Here is a 16,752-nt window from a genome sequence, read left to right as displayed (position 1 = left end):
GGTGCGGGGCACCGGTTTCCATGGCGTCCGGGCCTGCAGGCATACGGGCGCGACGCCAGCCACCAGGCAGGGCTCAGGGCAGGAACGGTGACGACAGCAGCCGCAAGCCGATGGAAAACCACCGCTCCTGCGTGCTGCTGCCCGCGCGGTTGCCGTAGGTGGCATCGACCTGCACATGATTGGGAACCAGCCAGTAGCGCAGGCCCATCTGGTAGAAGGGCTTGCCCTGGTTCTGGCCGAATGTCTCGGCAATCAGCCAGGTGCTCTGGCTCAATTGGGCCTCGGTGGCCAGGCCCCAGGTCATGAGGTTGCGATGCGCCTGCGCCGTGCGCAGCCAGCCCACGTTGGTGTGGAAGAACAGCCGGTCATCGCGCAGCGAGAACGTGACGGGCACATAGGCGTACAGATCCCCCCGGCCCTGGCCCTCGTCATTCGGATGCCGGGCATTGCCCACGGCCAGGCCCCAGCCCCAGCCATTGGGCTGCAGTTCCTTGAACAGGGTCTTGCCCTGGATCACCACATCCGTGGTCCGGCTGCTGCCGTCCTCTCGCGTGTGTGCCGCGCCCAGCGTCAGCTCCAGATTGCCCGTGAAATTGCAGGCCGGCTGGGCCCAGAACTCCGTGCTGTCCTTTTTGGACTTGACCCAGCTTTCCAGCTGGCAGGACTTGGCATCGACGATGCGGGCATCATCCGTGATCATGGGCCGGGCTGCATGGGCCGGGCTGGTGCCGAGACAGGCTGCCAGGCCCAGGGCTGCCGCCGTCCAAAGGGAGTGGGAATTGCGCATGGCCCGCCATCCTAAAGCCGAAAAATGACGCCACCAGAACATTGTTGTGCCAGGAGCGCCACAACAACGGCTGTGCACGGATTGGCCCCATATGGCCCATATGGCCCTATGTGCCCTTATATGGCTGGCACATCTAGGCACAGACGCAGACCCGCCATCTGCCCGGGCATGTTGGCCAGCGGCAGCTGAAGCTCCGTCAGCAGCATGGCCTGCTGCATGGGATGCTGAAACGGATAGAACGCCGCCGCACCGCCACGGATGCGCCACTCGTGCGGACTGGCCTGCAGCCGGGTGAAGGTGGCCACCGCCAACGCCGCCATTCCCCAGGGATTGGAGGCCGCGCGGTTGAGCTGCCCATCGCCAAACTGCGTCAGGCACACATCCCCGGACAGATCGCGCTGGGGAACTGCGTCCCCACACACATACAGCCGCTCCGTGCCTGCCTTCGCAACGTACTCCCACTCATGGTCCCAAGGCAGGCGATAGCCCGTGGCGGCCAAAAAGCGCTGCGCTTCCTCTTGCGTGACATAGGCGGGAAACGGCCCGTCCTCGCTGGAGAAATCAGGCCGCTCCAGCCCATCGCACAAATCCACATGCTCTTCAATCAACCACTCGAACGTGGGAAAGAGGCCCATCAGAAACGCGGTCACATGCACGGGACCCGCCTCATGCGCTGCATGGATCACTGGCGCAATCAAGGACCAGTCCTCCGCAGGAATCAAACCGCGCAACGTCGCAAGCCGCGGCGCCGTTGCCCCGTAGGTGAAATCGCCGCCCAGCACGAGTTTCAGCGTTGACTCATGCTGCGCGTCGTAAAAGCAGGGAACCTCCCGTGCCGCGCCCTCAGCAGGTTCTGTAGAGACGAATGGTTTGGCGAACTCGAAGCCGCGCGGCAGCCCCTCCAGAATGGCTTGGGCAATCTCCGCGCGGCGGGAGGGCAGGGTGGATTTCCAGGATTGGGGGCTGGCGAGTTCGGGGATGGTGTGCATGGTCGGGACAAAAATCACATGACTTCAAACAGATGAAATTTGACGCCGTGCGGATTCTTGCCGAAATCTCCAGACAGCTCGCCACGCATGGTCAGATCGCACCTCTTGTCTTGCATGAAAACATCCATCTCGTAGCCCCAGCCTCCGTAATTCAATCGATAGACCCTGATTGAAGAGTTTTCATTGTTGGCACAAATTTCATCTTTTTCCAGAATGATCTGGCTACCTATTGGAGGAGGTGCAAGCGAGGTGAAATCGTCTTTGCCGAGATAATTTTCCAATGCTTCAAAAGCCTCATCCACTTGCAGTGGGCTGATCCCGAAGTGGGCTTCAAGGGTTTTCAGATCTTGGTGAAAGAATGCGGTCGCCAGCAAGCGGATGGATTTCTCTGCGGTCTCCAGGTTGAGTGTGTGAAGATTTGGGGTTTTATTCATATGAATGGGCAGCTGCCATGTCTGGATCTTAAATAAAGATTGTAGAGCCATTGGTGGAAATTATTTCAATATATGCCCCGTGGCTACCAATATTTGCTTTATTTTTCTAAGCTTCCTGTTATTCCTTCTTGCCAGTACTTCAGATATTTCAGTGAAGTCATTTTCAACAGTCTTGGTGGAGATTTTTCTGTTTTTCATATCATCGATCATTGCGGCATTGGTTTCAAATGTAAGGGCTAGAGGGTTTTCCTTGTGGTATGAAAATCTACAAACGCATAGATCATTAATGATGAGTGCGCCATCGGAGTTTTTGCTGTCAAGGAACAATCTCATGTTAGCTGGCTTATTGATCATCTTAAGGATAGTGGATAACCTGAATCCATGGAAATCAAGGCCGCTGCTCCATATTTTCCCTTTGAACGTGTATATCTTGAAGTTGATTCCCTGGTTTTTATTCACTATGGAATAATATTTCTCGAATAATTCATGGTCATTCGGATCTCCCTCTCTGGAAAACTCCGTGGATGCCAGGTCTTCTATGCTTTCTGGCACCGTTGCTGATGTTTCAACATTCAGACATATTTCTCCAAATAAATATTTGTTTAAAATAATTCTTATCTTTGGGTAATCGATTGTCATAATGGAAGGGGTATGTATCCAACTGCATGGGCTTCAATAATAAATTTGCCTTTTGCAAAGAGTATCGTGTGGCGGCAAAGAAAGTCAGGCAGTCGGCTCTGATTCTTAAGAGGTTCAGTCCCACAGTGAGATGCCACGACCAGTATTCCAAGAGTAGGCCGTGGTGTGGCCCAGACCCTTGGCCCTGTTCGTCGGTGATCCAGTGGCGCGCCGATCTGGTCGCACTGGTACCAGTAGGTGCTGTGTTCCTCGCCCGCTCCCTGAATGGTGGCCAGCGGCACAAAGCTCCCCGGCTCGTAAATATAGAGCGCCTGTCTTGTACCTCGCTGGCTGTGCACCATGAGGTCGCCATCCCACAGGTAGTGGGTGCTGCAGACGGCATCACTTTTGGCGACAAGTCGGCCCAGAGGGGCGTAGGCATAGCGCGTGGCCTGGGTGACTCCGTGGCGTGTGGTGCTCGTAGCGGCTGCACAGGTAGTCGCCACGGGCCACAAGCTGGCCTGCCGCTGCCGGTCCGAGTTTGTAAGGATTAATTTGATTATTGGAGCAGGCCTAACGAATTTACACATTCACCTAAGTCTAAGAAAATATCCTTCATCGAAAAAATTCCGATTAAAATTGTTTCTTGCATCTTCAATATTTATTGAAATCCATTTAGCGCTTAAATTAACGGTAGATTGGTTGTTAAATATGAATTTTGCAATGTTTGGAATAATGCAATCATTGGTTAATCTATTTTCAATAAAATTGAATAATATTTTTATATTATCTGCGTGCTCACTGTTTTCCTGAAAAAATCCGTTGCAACTTTGATGCGTCTTATCTGAAATAATTGCCGCATTAAAATTGCGGCCGTTAATGGTTGCGCGGATACTGCCGGAAAATATAGTTTCAGGTGTCTGAAATAAACCAACTTCAGCAAATCCTTTGTAATTTTTAGATTCTTGATTTATTTCTTCGAAATACAATAAGAAGGATGACATAATATTATTTATCGGTCGGTCATGGATGTTGTATTCTTCAAGAAAATCTTCCAAACGCTGATCTTTTGAAGAACAACCGAGGGAATTAATTAGCGCTGAAGAAAATATGGAAGATGGGGGGTTCGTGATCTGAAGCGGTTTATCTGATTTTTAGCGAGCCAGATGACTGGATATGGATGCATAAATATTCTGCTTAATTAGAGGCAAAGTCCATGTTTTCTTTTGCCATTTGTAGGAACGCTAAGCTGAAAGAACTCCAATTTATCCTCTTCGAAAGCGACTGTCCATACAACTCCGTCAAGAAAATAATTATCAATCTCCGGCATTCTGCGTTTAAGTTGTCCCAGTTTTTTTTCTACCGCATCCCTGCTGTCATTTGCACTTAAACCATAAGGTAAATGTCCGGTGTAAATTCCATTCCTTCCGTCATCTCCAGATATTCGAATTTCAAGTTGACTAAATATGAATGCACCTTCGCTTTTGGGTGCTATCCCATTTCCTTTTGCATCGATTTCAAATGACATTGAAAGACCTTGTCTTTTTATAAGGATGAGCGTTTCCAATGACCGGCCTGTTTTCGGTCGACTCTTAATGCCATTTTTGGTTAAAAACTCGTCGAATGGTTCATGCGTGCTACTATGGCCTAAAAAAATCATCAGTTCTATTGCATTCATTTCTTTGCCTTTGTTTCGTTGGTGATGGTGTCCTGAATATATTGATCCCAATCCATGTTTCTCACTCTTGCGCAATTTTGTCATAAGCATCCTTGCATTCAAGATCTTTGTTTTTCATAGCCTTGGAGATGGCATCTGTATTTCTTTTTGCAGCTTCATTGAGGTTTCCCGCGTCCTGAGATATTATTTCAGTAGTGTTTTATATCGCCAAGTTTGTCCTTCAGCATGAATATCTGGAGGAGCAGCAATTGTGGGTGCATTGTTTCAGACAGATTTTCTGATTTCTAAACCTTGAGCATCGCTAATTTTTACACCAGAAACCTTTAGTTCATTGATCTTGTCCGATAGCTGAGGGTGAGCGATGTTGATCTGGTGCAGGTGGCCCGAGCCATAGAACAGCCAGTGAAGGGTGCGGCCGTCAGGCATGCGGGTGTGGGGGCGGTTGCCCAGTTCGTCGTAGCCGTGCAAGAGACTGCGTTGCAGCTTGTGGCGGGCCGGGCCTGTGGCATTGCCCAAAGTCTGGAGAGTTTGGGTTTCGCTGAGCAACTGGCCCACGGGGTCATAGGCAAAGGCCAGGTGGGAGGCGGCGTTGCCGGCCTGGGTCAGGCGGCCCAGGGCGTCGTAGCGGTAGGTGGCTTCTTCCACGGGGCCAGTGTGGCCCAGGGCGCGCTTGGCCAGCAGGCGGCCCCGGGCGTCGCGCTCGAAGCAGGTGACCTTGCCGGGCCCGGCGTCGCTGCCGCCGGCTTCGATGACGTGGGTCAGTTCACCGGCGGCGTTGTAGATGTAGCGCTGCCAGCGGCCGTCGAAGCCGACTTCGTCGGTGAGCTGGTCGCGCAGGTCGTAGCGGAAGTGGGTGCGGGCGTGGTTCTCGTTGTCCAGGGCAATGAGGCGGCCGGCGCGGTCGTAGTGGTAGGCGAGGCTGCGGCCTGCGGCGTCAATCCGGGTGAGTGGGCGGCCCATGCCGTCGTAGGTGTAGCGGGTGGTCTGGCCCGAGCAGTCGGTGTAGGCCATAAGGCGGTCGGCTTCATCCCAGGCTAGGCGCTTGGAGCCGCCCTTGGCGTCAATGACTTCCACGGTGCGCCCCCGGGCGTCATGGCGGTAGCGCGTGGTGCGGCCCAGCGGGCCGGTGGCCTGCACAAGGTGGCCCCGGCTGTCGTATTCCTGCTGCCACTCGTGGCCCAGGGCTTCGCGAAGTGTGGCGACTAGGTCTCGCAGGCCGATGCGGCCTGTGGTGGCACCTGTGTCGTTTGCTCAATGAGTTGTTTTTGTTTTTATGAGAACTAGTGATAGCCAATTATTTTAAATCGGGATGCTTTAATTCGCGATGACCGTTGTTATTGAAAATAGTTATCTTTTTGGGACCTATGTATAGCAAGGTTTCTTTGTGAACCAAAATATCATCGCATTCCTTTATTTCTTTGATTTTATACAATTTAGACTTTTCTTTTTTATAGTCCAAGGAAAAAGCCCTTCATTGGAAGAGAAATATATTCTGTTCTGGAAAAAAACCATCTTGGTCAGAATCATGTTGTCATCATAATGACTTATGTCTTTGAAGCCATTCTTGAAATCACCTCGAAGTATGGCTCCGTTGAGTCCGCATGCCCAGATAACTCCATCTGGGGCACAGAAAATACTCATAAGTATTTCGTCAGTTGAAATATCAACTTTACTCCACAATCTTCCATCAAAGTGATATATCCCATCTCGTCCAGCAGCGTATAGATCATCTTCTGAATAACCATCTATATCAGAAATATCATCACCTATTTCAAGAGTATTTAGTGCTAAATTGGCCTTTGGGGTAGGGCTCTGTTTTCTAAGATTTTCTGCAAAATCGTGCCATCCATTTTTGCCGCGTTTATATATTTGGCCTCCACCTCCACATGCGTATAATACACCATTTATTTCTTTTAAAGAATTCAAATATCCATATATTGGAAGTTCTTTGTCCACTCCTGCTTCTGCGATATTCTCGGTGCTCGCGCCATCAGGCCAATAAACGGATATTTCCCCATTCTTCGATAGAATTACATATTTTCTCCTATCTCCTATCGCCTTGATTGAAGAGCAGATGCTAACTGTTGTGAAATTCGGCAAATCTAGGTGTCTCCAAGGGTCTCCCGAAGATTGAGCATCATAAAAGAAAATCCTACTGAACTCTGCAGAATCATCGATGCCATCCGGCCTTGATGAAAACATATAGTAATCATCCTCGATCGCCAGACATTTACCAAAGGTTATGGGTGTGGATTTCATATGTGTTACGCTATCTCTGCGGACCTCCTTGAGTGGTTTTTCCTGGTCCAATTTTTGAGAAGTCTATTGATGCCGAGCCCACCTGAGGCAGCGGGGCATCATTGGGCGGATTGCCAGACGAGGCATTGAGAGCAGCGAGCGGCTGGGCAAGCACCGGTGGGTGGTGGAGAGGACGCACAGCTGGTTTGCAGGCTTTGGCAAGTTGCGAATCCGCTTTGAACGACGGCTGGATATCCACGAAGCGCTGCTGAAATTGGCGGTAGCGATTATCTGTGCGCGCTTCGTGGATCGGTGGTGTTAGCCAGTCTAAATTCGCGTCACTGGCGAAATCTTTTATCTTCTATACGGGATCATAAAATTCAACGGGCCTATATAGCTCATTCATATGCGGCAGCATGCTGGCATTTATGTCGCTTAGCGGTATGTATTTAACACATCGGACACCATGATTTTCAAATATATTTTTGGCTTTTTCTGAGCAAATTAAGCTTGCTTGACTGGAGGAAATATTTAAGATATCGAAAAGATCAAAATCCCAGTCTTCTCTGAAATGTAAACTGTCATATTCAATGCCTCTTGGGGAAATTAATTTGCTCCTTGAAAGGTCTAAGCAATTCTCGGCCTTGAATTTTCTGGGAATTGCAGCAAATACAACCCTGTTATTTCTTGATTTTCCTTTGCTATCGACGCAATCAACATGCTTGATGTCAGAGAAATTATGTTTAATTTCTGCTAAACATTCTTTAAACTTTGAGCTTAAAACATAAAAGTATTCCGCGCCCTTGCGGATGTCATATTGATATTCTTTCTTCTCCATCAAAACTAGTTTCTCTGGAAGCGGCGGCAATGTCCCTCCATATCTTTTGGGTCCCGCATACCAAGGGTGGTAACCATAATCGCCATTTATTCCTTCAAAATCTTTAGCAAGAACAGATTGATAAAATCCAGCCGGGCACCCGGCCTCCTGGTTAATGGCCATTATGAAATATTTCTTGCTCATATCAATATATCCTGACTGGGCTTTGCCCTGGCATGAGTGGTGCAGTAAGGGTAATTCTTCTCGCCTCTTGTAGTCTTGCTATTTCCATGCGAGCATCTGCGGCAGATATTTTGCCGTTGTTGAATCTATTCTTAATATCATCAACACCATATTCTGTCTGACTTGAGTAGTTGTCATGTGATCCGCAGTGATAATATCGCCGCCTCATCTGCTTAGCCTTTTTTACAGTTGACGGCATTAGTACACCATTTGATCGGTGATCCATCATATTTCCCATGCCAATTTTATCGAAGAAGCTTAGATTTTTCTTCCAAATTTCTTCTGGAATAATATGATGAGCTTGCTTTCCATCATACGCAACACCAGCCAATTTTTTATTCAATTTTGTACTGCATAGCCCAAATGGGTCGATGCTATTATTTGAGTTGGACGCGTATATGTATAAATTAAATCCACCTTCTAGTCCTATTGGATCTTGATTGATAAACCTCCCCACCACAGGATCGTAATACCGAAACCGGTTGTAATGCAGCCCCGTCTCTTCATCAAACTGCTGCCCCTGAAACCGGAAGGGTTGCTCAATGGGCGGTGGTGGAGGCGGTGCAACGGGCTTTGAACCCCAAGCCCGCGCGCTGATCGGCCGATCATCGGTGCCGGTCCTCAACACGCTGCGCATGACCGCCTCACCCCAGACCTTGTAGTCCGCCGCCCAGGCTACCTGGCCTTGTTCGTCGGTCAGCTCCAGCGGGGCGCCGATCTGGTCGCATTGGTACCAGTAGGTGCTGTGTTCCTCGCCCGCTCCCTGGATGGTGGCCAGCGGCACAAAGCTCCCCGGCTCGTAGATATAGAGCGCCTGCCGTCCACCCCGCTGGCTGTGCACCATGAGGTCGCCATCCCACAGGTAGTGGGTGCTGCCGAAGGCATCGCTTTTGGCGACACGTCGGCCTAGGGGGTCGTAGGCATAGCGCGTGGCCTGGGTGACGCCATGGCGCGTGGTGTTCGATTCGATGAGCTGGTGGTCTGCGTTCCAGGTCAGGTCCAGCACTTCCTGGGTGCCGGCCTTCTGGTTGCCCCGGGTGCGCTTTGTGACGTTGCCGTGCACGTCGTATTCAAAGTGCAGATCCTGGTAGAAGCGCAGGCGGTTGTCGCCGACGACGCCCAGGGTGGTGTCCACGGGCTGGCCGTCTTTGCCGGGTAAGGAGTCCAGCAGGTTGCCGGCGGGGTCGAAGGCAAACAGTTCGTGGGCCAGCGGGCTGCCCAGGGAGGGCAGACTGGTGAGCTTGTCTACCTGCGTAGCCTTGGTCTGCCCAGGCAAGTTCTACAGTGTGGCCAGTTGCCTGCTGCACTTGCTCTAGCATGCATTCACGAAATTTAGATGAATGAGCGAAAACTGGAAAGTAACGACGCGGCTGTATCCGCAGTCTTGTGTTAATAGGTCATATTTACGGAAACGATTAAGACACAGCTGTTTCTGAATGAAATATGAAAAAATAGCGACGCTTAATATTATGGGATAAATATATTCCACTTACCATTCGAAAAAATCTAGACGTGTGCCAAATGGATCATAGATTGACGCATATGCCCCTCCGGGGCATTCATGTATGCCGTATATATGGCCGTTTGGAGTTTTTTCTGCAGGACCATCATGCTCAGGAATTTTGCCTGAGATCTTTTTATATAGATCCCATACGTCTGCTTTATAAAATTGAACCCAATAAGATCGATCTGCTAAAATAGCATCCCATTTCTCTTCATTTCTTTCTGATACTTGTATTGAGTAATTGCTTGATATACCTTCAATAGAGAAATATTTCGAATTTTCATTGATTTCATGTGAAAGCTTAAACGGGAGTTTTTTGCAATAGAAATCTAGTGCGATATTTATATCTTTCACGAAAATTGGTACACGGATCATAAATCTAATCGCATTGATGATTGGGCCTGGGTTTAGGCTTTGGTTTGCCTGGGCAATGGCAGCCAGCTCTGGCTACTGATACATTGGGCTTCATGGAGTGATCATATGGTTTTATTCCGGAATCTCTTAATGCCTTTAGTTCTTCCTTATAAAATGGACTTCTGACGGATTGATCATCTGTGCCAATAATAATGAATTTGTATCCTTCTTTGGCTTTTTGCCTAATCCAATCACCGTTTGCCTTAGCTGCAGCACATGTCCATTCAACGGTGCCGGGTTTTAGATTTGAATCCATTCCTTTTGTTATATCTTGCCACTCATTAGAAATTGTTTTAAAACTATCTCCCGATCTTTCAATTCCTAGCTGTTTGGCATACGCCTCAACTCCCGACTGGCCTTCACCTAGGACAATATAAGATGCTAATCCCAGTGGATCAATTAATGCAAGAGAATTCGGACCTAAACGATAAATATTTGTGCCGCCAGCCAATCCAATCGGATCCTGATTAACAAACCGCCCAACCACCGGATCGAAGTACCTAAGATGTTCAGTCCCACAGTGAGATGGTGCGGATGAAGTCTAAAGCGGCTTGGATCTTTTTCCCATGCCTCGCAAATCGCCCGGAATGGTGTGTTCCACCTGAGCGCCTTCAAGTGCTTGCCGAAGTTGTAGCTTTGAACGAAGGCCTGGACATGTTCCCGTAGCTGCTCCAGTCCTTCGTACTCGTAGGCCTTGATCGTGGATTCTTTGATGGTCCGGTTCATGCGCTCGACCATGCCGTTCGTCCAGGGGTGATATGGCTTGGTGTGCCTTTTATCGACGCCATTGAACTTGCAGATGCGTTCAAAGATGTGACCGATGCATGTATCGGTGACGCCGCCTCTGAAGCGCTCTTGCCCTGTAAAGGCCATGCCGTTGTCCGTCAGGACGGTATGAATGCGGTACGAAAAGGCTACAAGCACCTGCCGAAGGAACTGCGCTGCGTTGGCTTTCGTGGCCCTGTCAAAGAACGCGACATGTGTGAATTTTGTGACGCGGTCTATGGCAACAAACATGTGCTGTTTGCCGCTGGAGATCTTCATTACGGCGCTGCCGATGTGCACGAAACCCAGCGTCGTTTCTTCAAACTTTCCGTGCCTTCGTGGCAGGTGCGTTGTGGGTTGTCGGCTGATTCCGTGACGCTGCAGGCATCGATGCAAGGCGCTATGGCTGAGCTTGGGTGCTGTCTCCACGAATTGCCCCATGAGATCGTCCATCGACAATGCCCTTGCTTGCGCAACGCAATCGCCAAGTGTTCTTGCTCTTTGGAAGGATGCTGGCTTGCTCTGTCCCGAGGACCCATAGGCTCATCGAGCACCGAGGTGCGCGCACGCCACTTGGCCACGGTCTTGGGGTTGATGCCGTAGAGCTTGGCCAAGGCCCGATGGCAGCCGGTCGCTAGCTGGAGTTCTGCGCGGATACGCGGCGTCGTGCGGGCGCTGCCATGCGGGCGGATTGCTATAGTGCTTTCTCCTGTTCCAGGCTGAAGAATGCACCATGACTTCCTGGGACCGTACATCTAAGAAGCTTTAGACCATATTAAGCTAGCGCTAGATGTGACTTTATTGAGATTTCCTTCATTATCGTAGTGGAAATATCTGAAAAAGTCAGGTATGCCTCCAGATAATTCCAAGCTGGTATATCCTTGCGCCATAATTGGCTGGTCCGAAGAGTATTTGTAAAGAAAAATAAAACATGCTCCACGCTCACCAACACCAAGATGTAATTTGTTATTATCTTTCAGATCAATCCAGCGATGCATGCCGGCTACTTTAGATTTTCTCTTGCTTGGGGTATCGATGAATTTGCAATTTATATATTTAAATTCAATTACCCCCGGATTTTTCGCACTGAATAAGCATGCATCAAGTGCCTCCATATTTGGCTCGCTGGGCATGACAGTCACAAGATGTTTACCTGCCAGAAATCCAGCGCAGTATTTCCCTAGCCATCGAGCTTGATCAACATTTTTGTATGACCTCTTCATAAGACGTGCCGAAGGAGAACCATTGCTCTCTTCTGAGTAGGGGATGGGAAAGAAATAGTCTCCAGACGAGAACTTCCACTCATCAACATTTGAGGATATTTTCAGATATTCATCGTACCAATCCAGCTTGGGTAGTGTTTCAAACTCTTGCCTAAGCTCTGCAAGATAAGACTTTATTTCAGGATTTTCTAAAATCATATTTTATACGCACTTAGTAATTCATCGATGAATGGAGCTGGTGGAAATTTTTCTTGAACAATAGGTGCAAAATTGTTTAATAATGAATCTCCATTAAATATATTAAGATCCTAGTTGCAGCAACAAGAAAATGTCGTCTTCCAGGCGCCCGACTCCATACGCCGTCCTATGTCTTCCAATGCGTTTTCCAAATTACCACCACGCTTTTCAACACCTTTGAGCACTTGATAGATAAGCTTGTCATTTGCCTTGCTGTGAATATGACGCCCGGCGTGATAGTTGCCAGTGTTGGCTGCGGCTACTCTACCGGGATGATTCGGCTCCGATATTTGTACATTATTGGTTCCCCATACTCGAGCTCCATTTGAAGCACTGTCTATTCCAATTTTGTTCCTGGCAAGAATATCACGGGATTTTTGTACGTGACTACGTGGATTGCTATTTCTGCAATTTTCCTGAACGATATGGTGCGGGGTTTTCCCATCCGGAACTGGACGGCCCGCTAACGCAAGGTTCTTCCTAAGCTTGTCTGCAGTCAGTCCCAGCGGATCGAGATACTCGATCGGATTGGGACCAAATTCGTAGATATTCAACCCGCCGACCAACCCAATCGGATCCTGACTAACAAACCTCCCCACCACCGGATCGTAATACCGAAACCGGTTGTAATGCAGCCCCGTCTCCTCATCAAACTGCTGCCCCTGTAACCGGAAGGGTTGCTCAATGGGCGGCGGTGAAGGTGGTGCAACAGGCTTTGAGCCCCAAGCCCGTGCGCTGACGGGCCGATCATCGGTGCCGGTCCTCAACACGCTGCGCATGACCGCCTCACCCCAGACCTTGTAGTCCGCCGCCCAGGCTACCTGGCCTTGTTCGTCGGTCAGCTCCAGCGGGGCGCCGATCTGGTCGCATTGGTACCAGTAGGTGCTGTGTTCCTCGCCCGCTCCCTGGATGGTGGCCAGCGGCACAAAGCTCCCCGGCTCGTAGATATAGAGCGCCTGCCGTCCACCCCGCTGGCTGTGCACCATGAGGTCGCCATCCCACAGGTAGTGGGTGCTGCCGAAGGCATCGCTTTTGGCGACACGTCGGCCTAGGGGGTCGTAGGCATAGCGCGTGGCCTGGGTGACGCCATGGCGCGTGGTGTTCGATTCGATGAGCTGGTGGTCTGCGTTCCAGGTCAGGTCCAGCACTTCCTGGGTACCGGCCTTCTGGTTGCCCCGGGTGCGGCGGATGACGTTGCCGTGGACGTCGTATTCAAAGTGCAGGTCCTGGTAGAAGCGCAGGCGGTTGTCGCCCACCACGCCAAGAGTGGTGTCCACGGGTTGGCCGTCTTTGCCTGGCATGGAGTCCAGCAGGTTGCCGGCGGGGTCGAAGGCAAACAGTTCGCGGGCCAGCGGGCTGCCTTGTGCCGGGAGGCTGGCGAGGATGCGGCCCGTGGGGTCGTAGCGGAAGTCCTGGCGGCCGCGCAGGGAGTCGGCACGGGCGATGAGCTGGCCTGCTGCGTCGTAGGCGTAGCCGCGCTCTAGCGTGGCGTTGGAGTTGCCGGGCCTGGCCACGTGGCCGCTGCCTTGCAGCGCGGCGCGGTGGCGCAGCAGGCGCCCGGCAGGGTCCCAGTCGTAGCGGCTGGACAGGGCGCCCTGGCTGCGGCGCACTTCGCGGTGCAGGGCGTCGCGTTCCATGTCGGCGATGACCTGGTGCGCCGCCGGAGGCTGGTCAGGGCCTTGCGCTGGAGCGATGTTGATCTGGTGCAGGTGGCCCGAGCCATAGAACAGCCAGTGCAGGGTGCGGCCATCCGGCATGCGGGTGTGGGTGCGGTTGCCCAGTTCGTCATAGCCGTGCGAGAGGCTGCGCTGCAGTTTCTGGCGGGCCTGGCCTGTGGCATTGCCGAGAGCCTGCAGGGTCTGGGTCTCGCTGAGCAACTGGCCCATGGGGTCATAGGCAAAGGCCAGGTGTGAGGCGGCGTTGCTGGCCTGGGTCAGGCGGCCCAGGGCGTCGTAGCGGTAGGTGGTTTCTTCCACGGGGCCGGTGTGGCCCAGGGCGCGCTTGGCCAGCAGACGGCCCAGGGCATCGCGCTCGAAGCAGGTGACCTTGCCGGGCCCGGCGTCGCTGCCGCCGGCCTCGATGACGTGGGTCAGTTCACCGGCGGCGTTGTAGATGTAGCGCTGCCAGCGGCCGTCGAAGCCGACTTCGTCGGTGAGCTGGTCGCGTAGGTCGTAGCGGAAGTGGGTGCGGGCGTGGTTCTCGTTGTCCAGGGCAATAAGGCGGCCGGCGCGGTCGTAGTGGTAGGCGAGGCTGCGGCCTGCGGCGTCAATCCTGGTGAGCGGGCGGCCCATGCCGTCGTAGGTGTAGCGGGTGCTCTGGCCCATGGGGTCGGTGTAGGCCAGCAGGTGGCCTTCGCCGTTCCAGACGTAGAGGTGGGTGGGGCTGGCGGGCTGGCTGCTGGGGCCTGCGGGGCTGGATGGCTCGATGACACGTATCAGCTGGCCCGCATCGTTGTATTCGTAGCGGGTCTGCTGGCCCAGCGCATCGGTGCGCAGCACGGGCTGGCCCAGGGCGTCGTAGGCGAAGCGCGTGGTCTGGCCCGAGCAGTCGGTGTAGGCCACAAGGCGGTCGGCCTCATCCCAGGCCAGGCGCTTGGAGCCTCCCTTGGCGTCAATGACTTCCACGGTGCGGCCCCGGGCGTCATGGCGGTAGCGCGTGGTGCGGCCCAGCGGGTCGGTGGCTTGCACAAGGTGGCCGCGGCCGTCGTATTCCTGATGCCATTCATGGCCGAGGGCGTCGCGCAGCGTGGTGACCAGGTCCAGCGGGTTGTATTCCAGCGTGGTGGCATGGCCCATGGCGTCGATGATCTGGACCAGGTTGCCGCGTGCATCGCGGCGCAGGGTGGTGCGGCGGCCCAGGGGGTCTATGCGGCCTGTGGAGGCGCCGGTGGCATCGGTGGGAGTCTGCTCGATGATCTGTTCGGGTGTGCCTTCCGCGATGACGGTGGCGATGATGTTGAAGCGCGCATCCCAGTGGTAGGCGGTGGTGCGGCCCAGGCCGTCGGTGTGGCGCGTGACACGCTCATGGGGCAGGTAGGTGAAGCGGTCGTCGTCCTGGCCGGGTACCGGTGTGTCGGCGCACCAGGAGCGCAGCACGCGGCCCTGGGGGCCTTCGATGTCGTACTGGGCGAAGTAGCGATGCCCGCTGGATTTGCGGTAGCCCACCAGCACGCCGGAGCGCCAGGCGTATTGGCGGTAGGGCTGGCTGCCGTGCAGGGTGGAGATGAGCTGGCCCTGGGCGTCGTAGGCGTACTGGGCCAGGGTCTGCGGGGCGTGCTCCGGGGCATGTAGGACCACGGCAGTCAGGCGTGCGCCGGCAAAGGCGTCCAGCGGCAGTGTGCCTGGCGCGCTCCAGTGCAGGTGCAGGCGGCGGCCTGCGGTGTCGCTCAGGCCGGCGAGCAGGGGGCGGGCGAAGGGTGCAGGGGGCTTGACCTGCGTGGCCGGGGCCGTGCCTTGCCCTGCGGCGTAGCGTGCGCTCCAGGTCTGCGTTGTGGCGGGTTCGTCCGAGCCCAGGGCGTATTTCCAATGCAATTGCACGGTGTTGCCGTCGCGGTCCTGGAGCGTGGCCAGCGGCAGGCGCCATTGCTCGGGTGCTTCGCGGCGGAATAGGCGGGACAGGCCTTCCTTGTAGGTGATGGCCCAGAGGTCGGGCTCCGGGTGGCTGAGCGTGAACTTTTCATAGATGTCGAAATGCTCGGCTCCCACGGCCAGGGAGGGCAATGTGACGTACAGGCCTGCGTCGTCCAGGAGTACACAGCCATCGGCGGAAACGCGCAGCTCCTGCGTGAATTCATGGCTCCAGCCCCGGCCCCAGGGGCTCGCTTCCGCAAGGCCTGAGATGTAGCGGCGCCGCCAGACGATGGGAATGGGGCCTGCCAGGGTGAAGTCGGTTTCATCGAGGTGCTTCTGGCCAGTGGAAAGGATGACGGGAAAGGGTGTGGCGCACTGCGAGCAGGGGCCCTTGCCATCGGGCTTCTTGGTGTCGCTGTGCTCGGTGGTGGGGTGTTGGTCGCTGTTGCCCTGGCTTTTGGTTTTGCGCTTGAATTTGCCTGTCAGGGCAGCCAGCACGGCCACGCCGCTGCCCATGAGCCACAGCGCCAGTTGCGTACGGGCATGTTCCATTTGGGCCGGCGTCATCTCCAAGCCCCAGTTGGCCGTGATATTGCGGATTTCCTCGGCTGCCTGTATGGCCGCCTGGCCGGTGCCCACGGCACGGTCCACCATGACGGAGCCACCCAGGACCTGGCCCAGGACAGGAACGCCCTGCACGGCAGTGGCGGCGATGGAGACGGCCAGGCCCGTGTAGGTGTCTGTGTCCTTGAGCATTGCCAGCAATTCCTCGGCCTGGGCCTGACCGGCCGCGCTGAAATGCCGAAATTCCATGCCGGTCAGCACGTTTTTGCCGTTCTCGATCATCTTGGCGGTTTCAGGCGCCAGCCTGATCAGGATGGCATTGGTCAGCGTGGTGACGCCGTTGACCACCATCTCCCCCGCTTCATGGACGACGGACTTGACGTAGGTGACGTGCTGGTTGGCGTGGTCCTTGACCTTGGTGAACAGGCCTGCGAGGACGGTGAGCGGATCGTGCTTGCCGGTGTCCATGGCGCCGTAGCGGTTGGCCATGTCGGTGCCGTATTCCTTGACGGTGCCCAGCGGGACCTTGATGGCGCTGCTGTTGTTGGAGTGCCAGGCGACACCGGGGTCGCCCTTGGGCTTGAGGTGGACCGGGGTGGCCGGGTCGAAGGTCCAGGCATTGGCGGTCTGGGTGATGGCGCCATCGCCGCCGCTGAAGATGTGCGTGCCCAT

Annotated in this window: 14 protein-coding genes and 2 pseudogenes; 1 reads left to right on the top strand and 15 read right to left on the bottom strand. The window is 53.8% G+C overall.

Annotated elements, in window-relative coordinates; all coding sequences use genetic code 11:
- Nucleotides 1-73: 73 nt before the first annotated feature.
- From ACN20X_RS18185 to ACN20X_RS18150, 8 genes are all read right to left on the bottom strand, one after another.
- The gene (locus ACN20X_RS18185) at nucleotides 74-787 is read right to left on the bottom strand and encodes a hypothetical protein (protein ID WP_016453358.1); all 714 of its coding nucleotides are present in this window, start codon (nucleotides 785-787) and stop codon (nucleotides 74-76) included.
- 116 nt (nucleotides 788-903) lie between these two features.
- Complete coding sequence (locus ACN20X_RS18180; RefSeq protein ID WP_016453359.1) at nucleotides 904-1,776, bottom strand: hypothetical protein; 873 nt, start codon at nucleotides 1,774-1,776, stop codon at nucleotides 904-906.
- Between the two features lie 14 nt (nucleotides 1,777-1,790).
- Complete coding sequence (locus ACN20X_RS18175; RefSeq protein WP_016453360.1) at nucleotides 1,791-2,210, bottom strand: hypothetical protein; 420 nt, start codon at nucleotides 2,208-2,210, stop codon at nucleotides 1,791-1,793.
- Between the two features lie 60 nt (nucleotides 2,211-2,270).
- Entirely contained in the window at nucleotides 2,271-2,849 is a 579-nt protein-coding gene (locus ACN20X_RS18170; protein WP_151019766.1) for a hypothetical protein, read from the bottom strand.
- A gap of 569 nt (nucleotides 2,850-3,418) precedes the next feature.
- Nucleotides 3,419-3,886: a hypothetical protein gene (locus tag ACN20X_RS18165; RefSeq protein WP_080649853.1), complete on the bottom strand. Its 468-nt coding sequence runs from the start codon at nucleotides 3,884-3,886 to the stop codon at nucleotides 3,419-3,421.
- Between the two features lie 143 nt (nucleotides 3,887-4,029).
- Nucleotides 4,030-4,590, bottom strand: coding sequence for a hypothetical protein (locus ACN20X_RS18160; RefSeq protein WP_227469517.1), 561 nt, complete (start codon nucleotides 4,588-4,590; stop codon nucleotides 4,030-4,032).
- A gap of 180 nt (nucleotides 4,591-4,770) precedes the next feature.
- The gene (locus tag ACN20X_RS18155; protein ID WP_473210821.1) at nucleotides 4,771-5,688 is read right to left on the bottom strand and encodes a hypothetical protein; all 918 of its coding nucleotides are present in this window, start codon (nucleotides 5,686-5,688) and stop codon (nucleotides 4,771-4,773) included.
- Between the two features lie 228 nt (nucleotides 5,689-5,916).
- Nucleotides 5,917-6,765, bottom strand: coding sequence for a beta propeller repeat protein (locus tag ACN20X_RS18150; protein WP_473209698.1), 849 nt, complete (start codon nucleotides 6,763-6,765; stop codon nucleotides 5,917-5,919).
- A gap of 70 nt (nucleotides 6,766-6,835) precedes the next feature.
- Between ACN20X_RS18150 and ACN20X_RS18145 the strand changes: the two are divergent.
- Nucleotides 6,836-7,066, top strand: a pseudogene (locus ACN20X_RS18145) (transposase); the annotation flags it as partial.
- 39 nt (nucleotides 7,067-7,105) lie between these two features.
- Here the strand turns inward: ACN20X_RS18145 and ACN20X_RS18140 are convergent.
- The 7 genes and pseudogenes from ACN20X_RS18140 to ACN20X_RS18110 all read right to left on the bottom strand — a co-directional run bounded on the left by ACN20X_RS18140 (nucleotide 7,106) and on the right by ACN20X_RS18110 (nucleotide 16,752).
- Nucleotides 7,106-7,765, bottom strand: a complete 660-nt coding sequence (locus tag ACN20X_RS18140) for a hypothetical protein (protein ID WP_151019764.1) — start codon at nucleotides 7,763-7,765, stop codon at nucleotides 7,106-7,108.
- A gap of 1 nt (nucleotide 7,766) precedes the next feature.
- The gene (locus tag ACN20X_RS18135; RefSeq protein ID WP_198129336.1) at nucleotides 7,767-9,080 is read right to left on the bottom strand and encodes an RHS repeat-associated core domain-containing protein; all 1,314 of its coding nucleotides are present in this window, start codon (nucleotides 9,078-9,080) and stop codon (nucleotides 7,767-7,769) included.
- Between the two features lie 213 nt (nucleotides 9,081-9,293).
- Nucleotides 9,294-9,683 (bottom strand): VOC family protein, encoded by a 390-nt coding sequence (locus tag ACN20X_RS18130; RefSeq protein WP_151019761.1) that lies wholly within the window; start codon nucleotides 9,681-9,683, stop codon nucleotides 9,294-9,296.
- A 4-nt stretch (nucleotides 9,684-9,687) separates the two neighbouring features.
- Nucleotides 9,688-10,173, bottom strand: coding sequence for a hypothetical protein (locus ACN20X_RS18125; protein WP_232356996.1), 486 nt, complete (start codon nucleotides 10,171-10,173; stop codon nucleotides 9,688-9,690).
- A pseudogene (locus ACN20X_RS18120) lies at nucleotides 10,143-11,185 on the bottom strand (integrase core domain-containing protein). Before ACN20X_RS18120 ends, ACN20X_RS18125 begins: the two are co-directional and overlap by 31 nt.
- Before the next feature lie 57 nt (nucleotides 11,186-11,242).
- Nucleotides 11,243-11,908, bottom strand: coding sequence for a hypothetical protein (locus ACN20X_RS18115; protein ID WP_183021405.1), 666 nt, complete (start codon nucleotides 11,906-11,908; stop codon nucleotides 11,243-11,245).
- A gap of 110 nt (nucleotides 11,909-12,018) precedes the next feature.
- Complete coding sequence (locus ACN20X_RS18110; protein WP_473209697.1) at nucleotides 12,019-16,752, bottom strand: RHS repeat-associated core domain-containing protein; 4,734 nt, start codon at nucleotides 16,750-16,752, stop codon at nucleotides 12,019-12,021.

The sequence above is a fragment of the Delftia sp. PX-1 genome (assembly GCF_055797465.1).
The sequence above is the reverse complement of the archived record's forward strand: the minus strand, read 5'-3'. Positions and strand labels throughout refer to the sequence as shown.

What these genes read in the sequence shown, in the direction of transcription:
- ACN20X_RS18185 (WP_016453358.1), bottom strand. Translation starts at nt 787, where the DNA reads ATGCGCAATTCCCACTCCCTTTGGACGGCGGCAGCCCTGGGCCTGGCA.
- ACN20X_RS18180 (WP_016453359.1), bottom strand. Translation starts at nt 1,776, where the DNA reads ATGCACACCATCCCCGAACTCGCCAGCCCCCAATCCTGGAAATCCACC.
- ACN20X_RS18175 (WP_016453360.1), bottom strand. Translation starts at nt 2,210, where the DNA reads ATGAATAAAACCCCAAATCTTCACACACTCAACCTGGAGACCGCAGAG.
- ACN20X_RS18170 (WP_151019766.1), bottom strand. Translation starts at nt 2,849, where the DNA reads ATGACAATCGATTACCCAAAGATAAGAATTATTTTAAACAAATATTTA.
- ACN20X_RS18160 (WP_227469517.1), bottom strand. Translation starts at nt 4,590, where the DNA reads ATGACAAAATTGCGCAAGAGTGAGAAACATGGATTGGGATCAATATAT.
- ACN20X_RS18150 (WP_473209698.1), bottom strand. Translation starts at nt 6,765, where the DNA reads ATGAAATCCACACCCATAACCTTTGGTAAATGTCTGGCGATCGAGGAT.
- ACN20X_RS18140 (WP_151019764.1), bottom strand. Translation starts at nt 7,765, where the DNA reads ATGAGCAAGAAATATTTCATAATGGCCATTAACCAGGAGGCCGGGTGC.
- ACN20X_RS18130 (WP_151019761.1), bottom strand. Translation starts at nt 9,683, where the DNA reads ATGATCCGTGTACCAATTTTCGTGAAAGATATAAATATCGCACTAGAT.
- ACN20X_RS18115 (WP_183021405.1), bottom strand. Translation starts at nt 11,908, where the DNA reads ATGATTTTAGAAAATCCTGAAATAAAGTCTTATCTTGCAGAGCTTAGG.
- ACN20X_RS18110 (WP_473209697.1), bottom strand. Translation starts at nt 16,752, where the DNA reads ATGGGCACGCACATCTTCAGCGGCGGCGATGGCGCCATCACCCAGACC.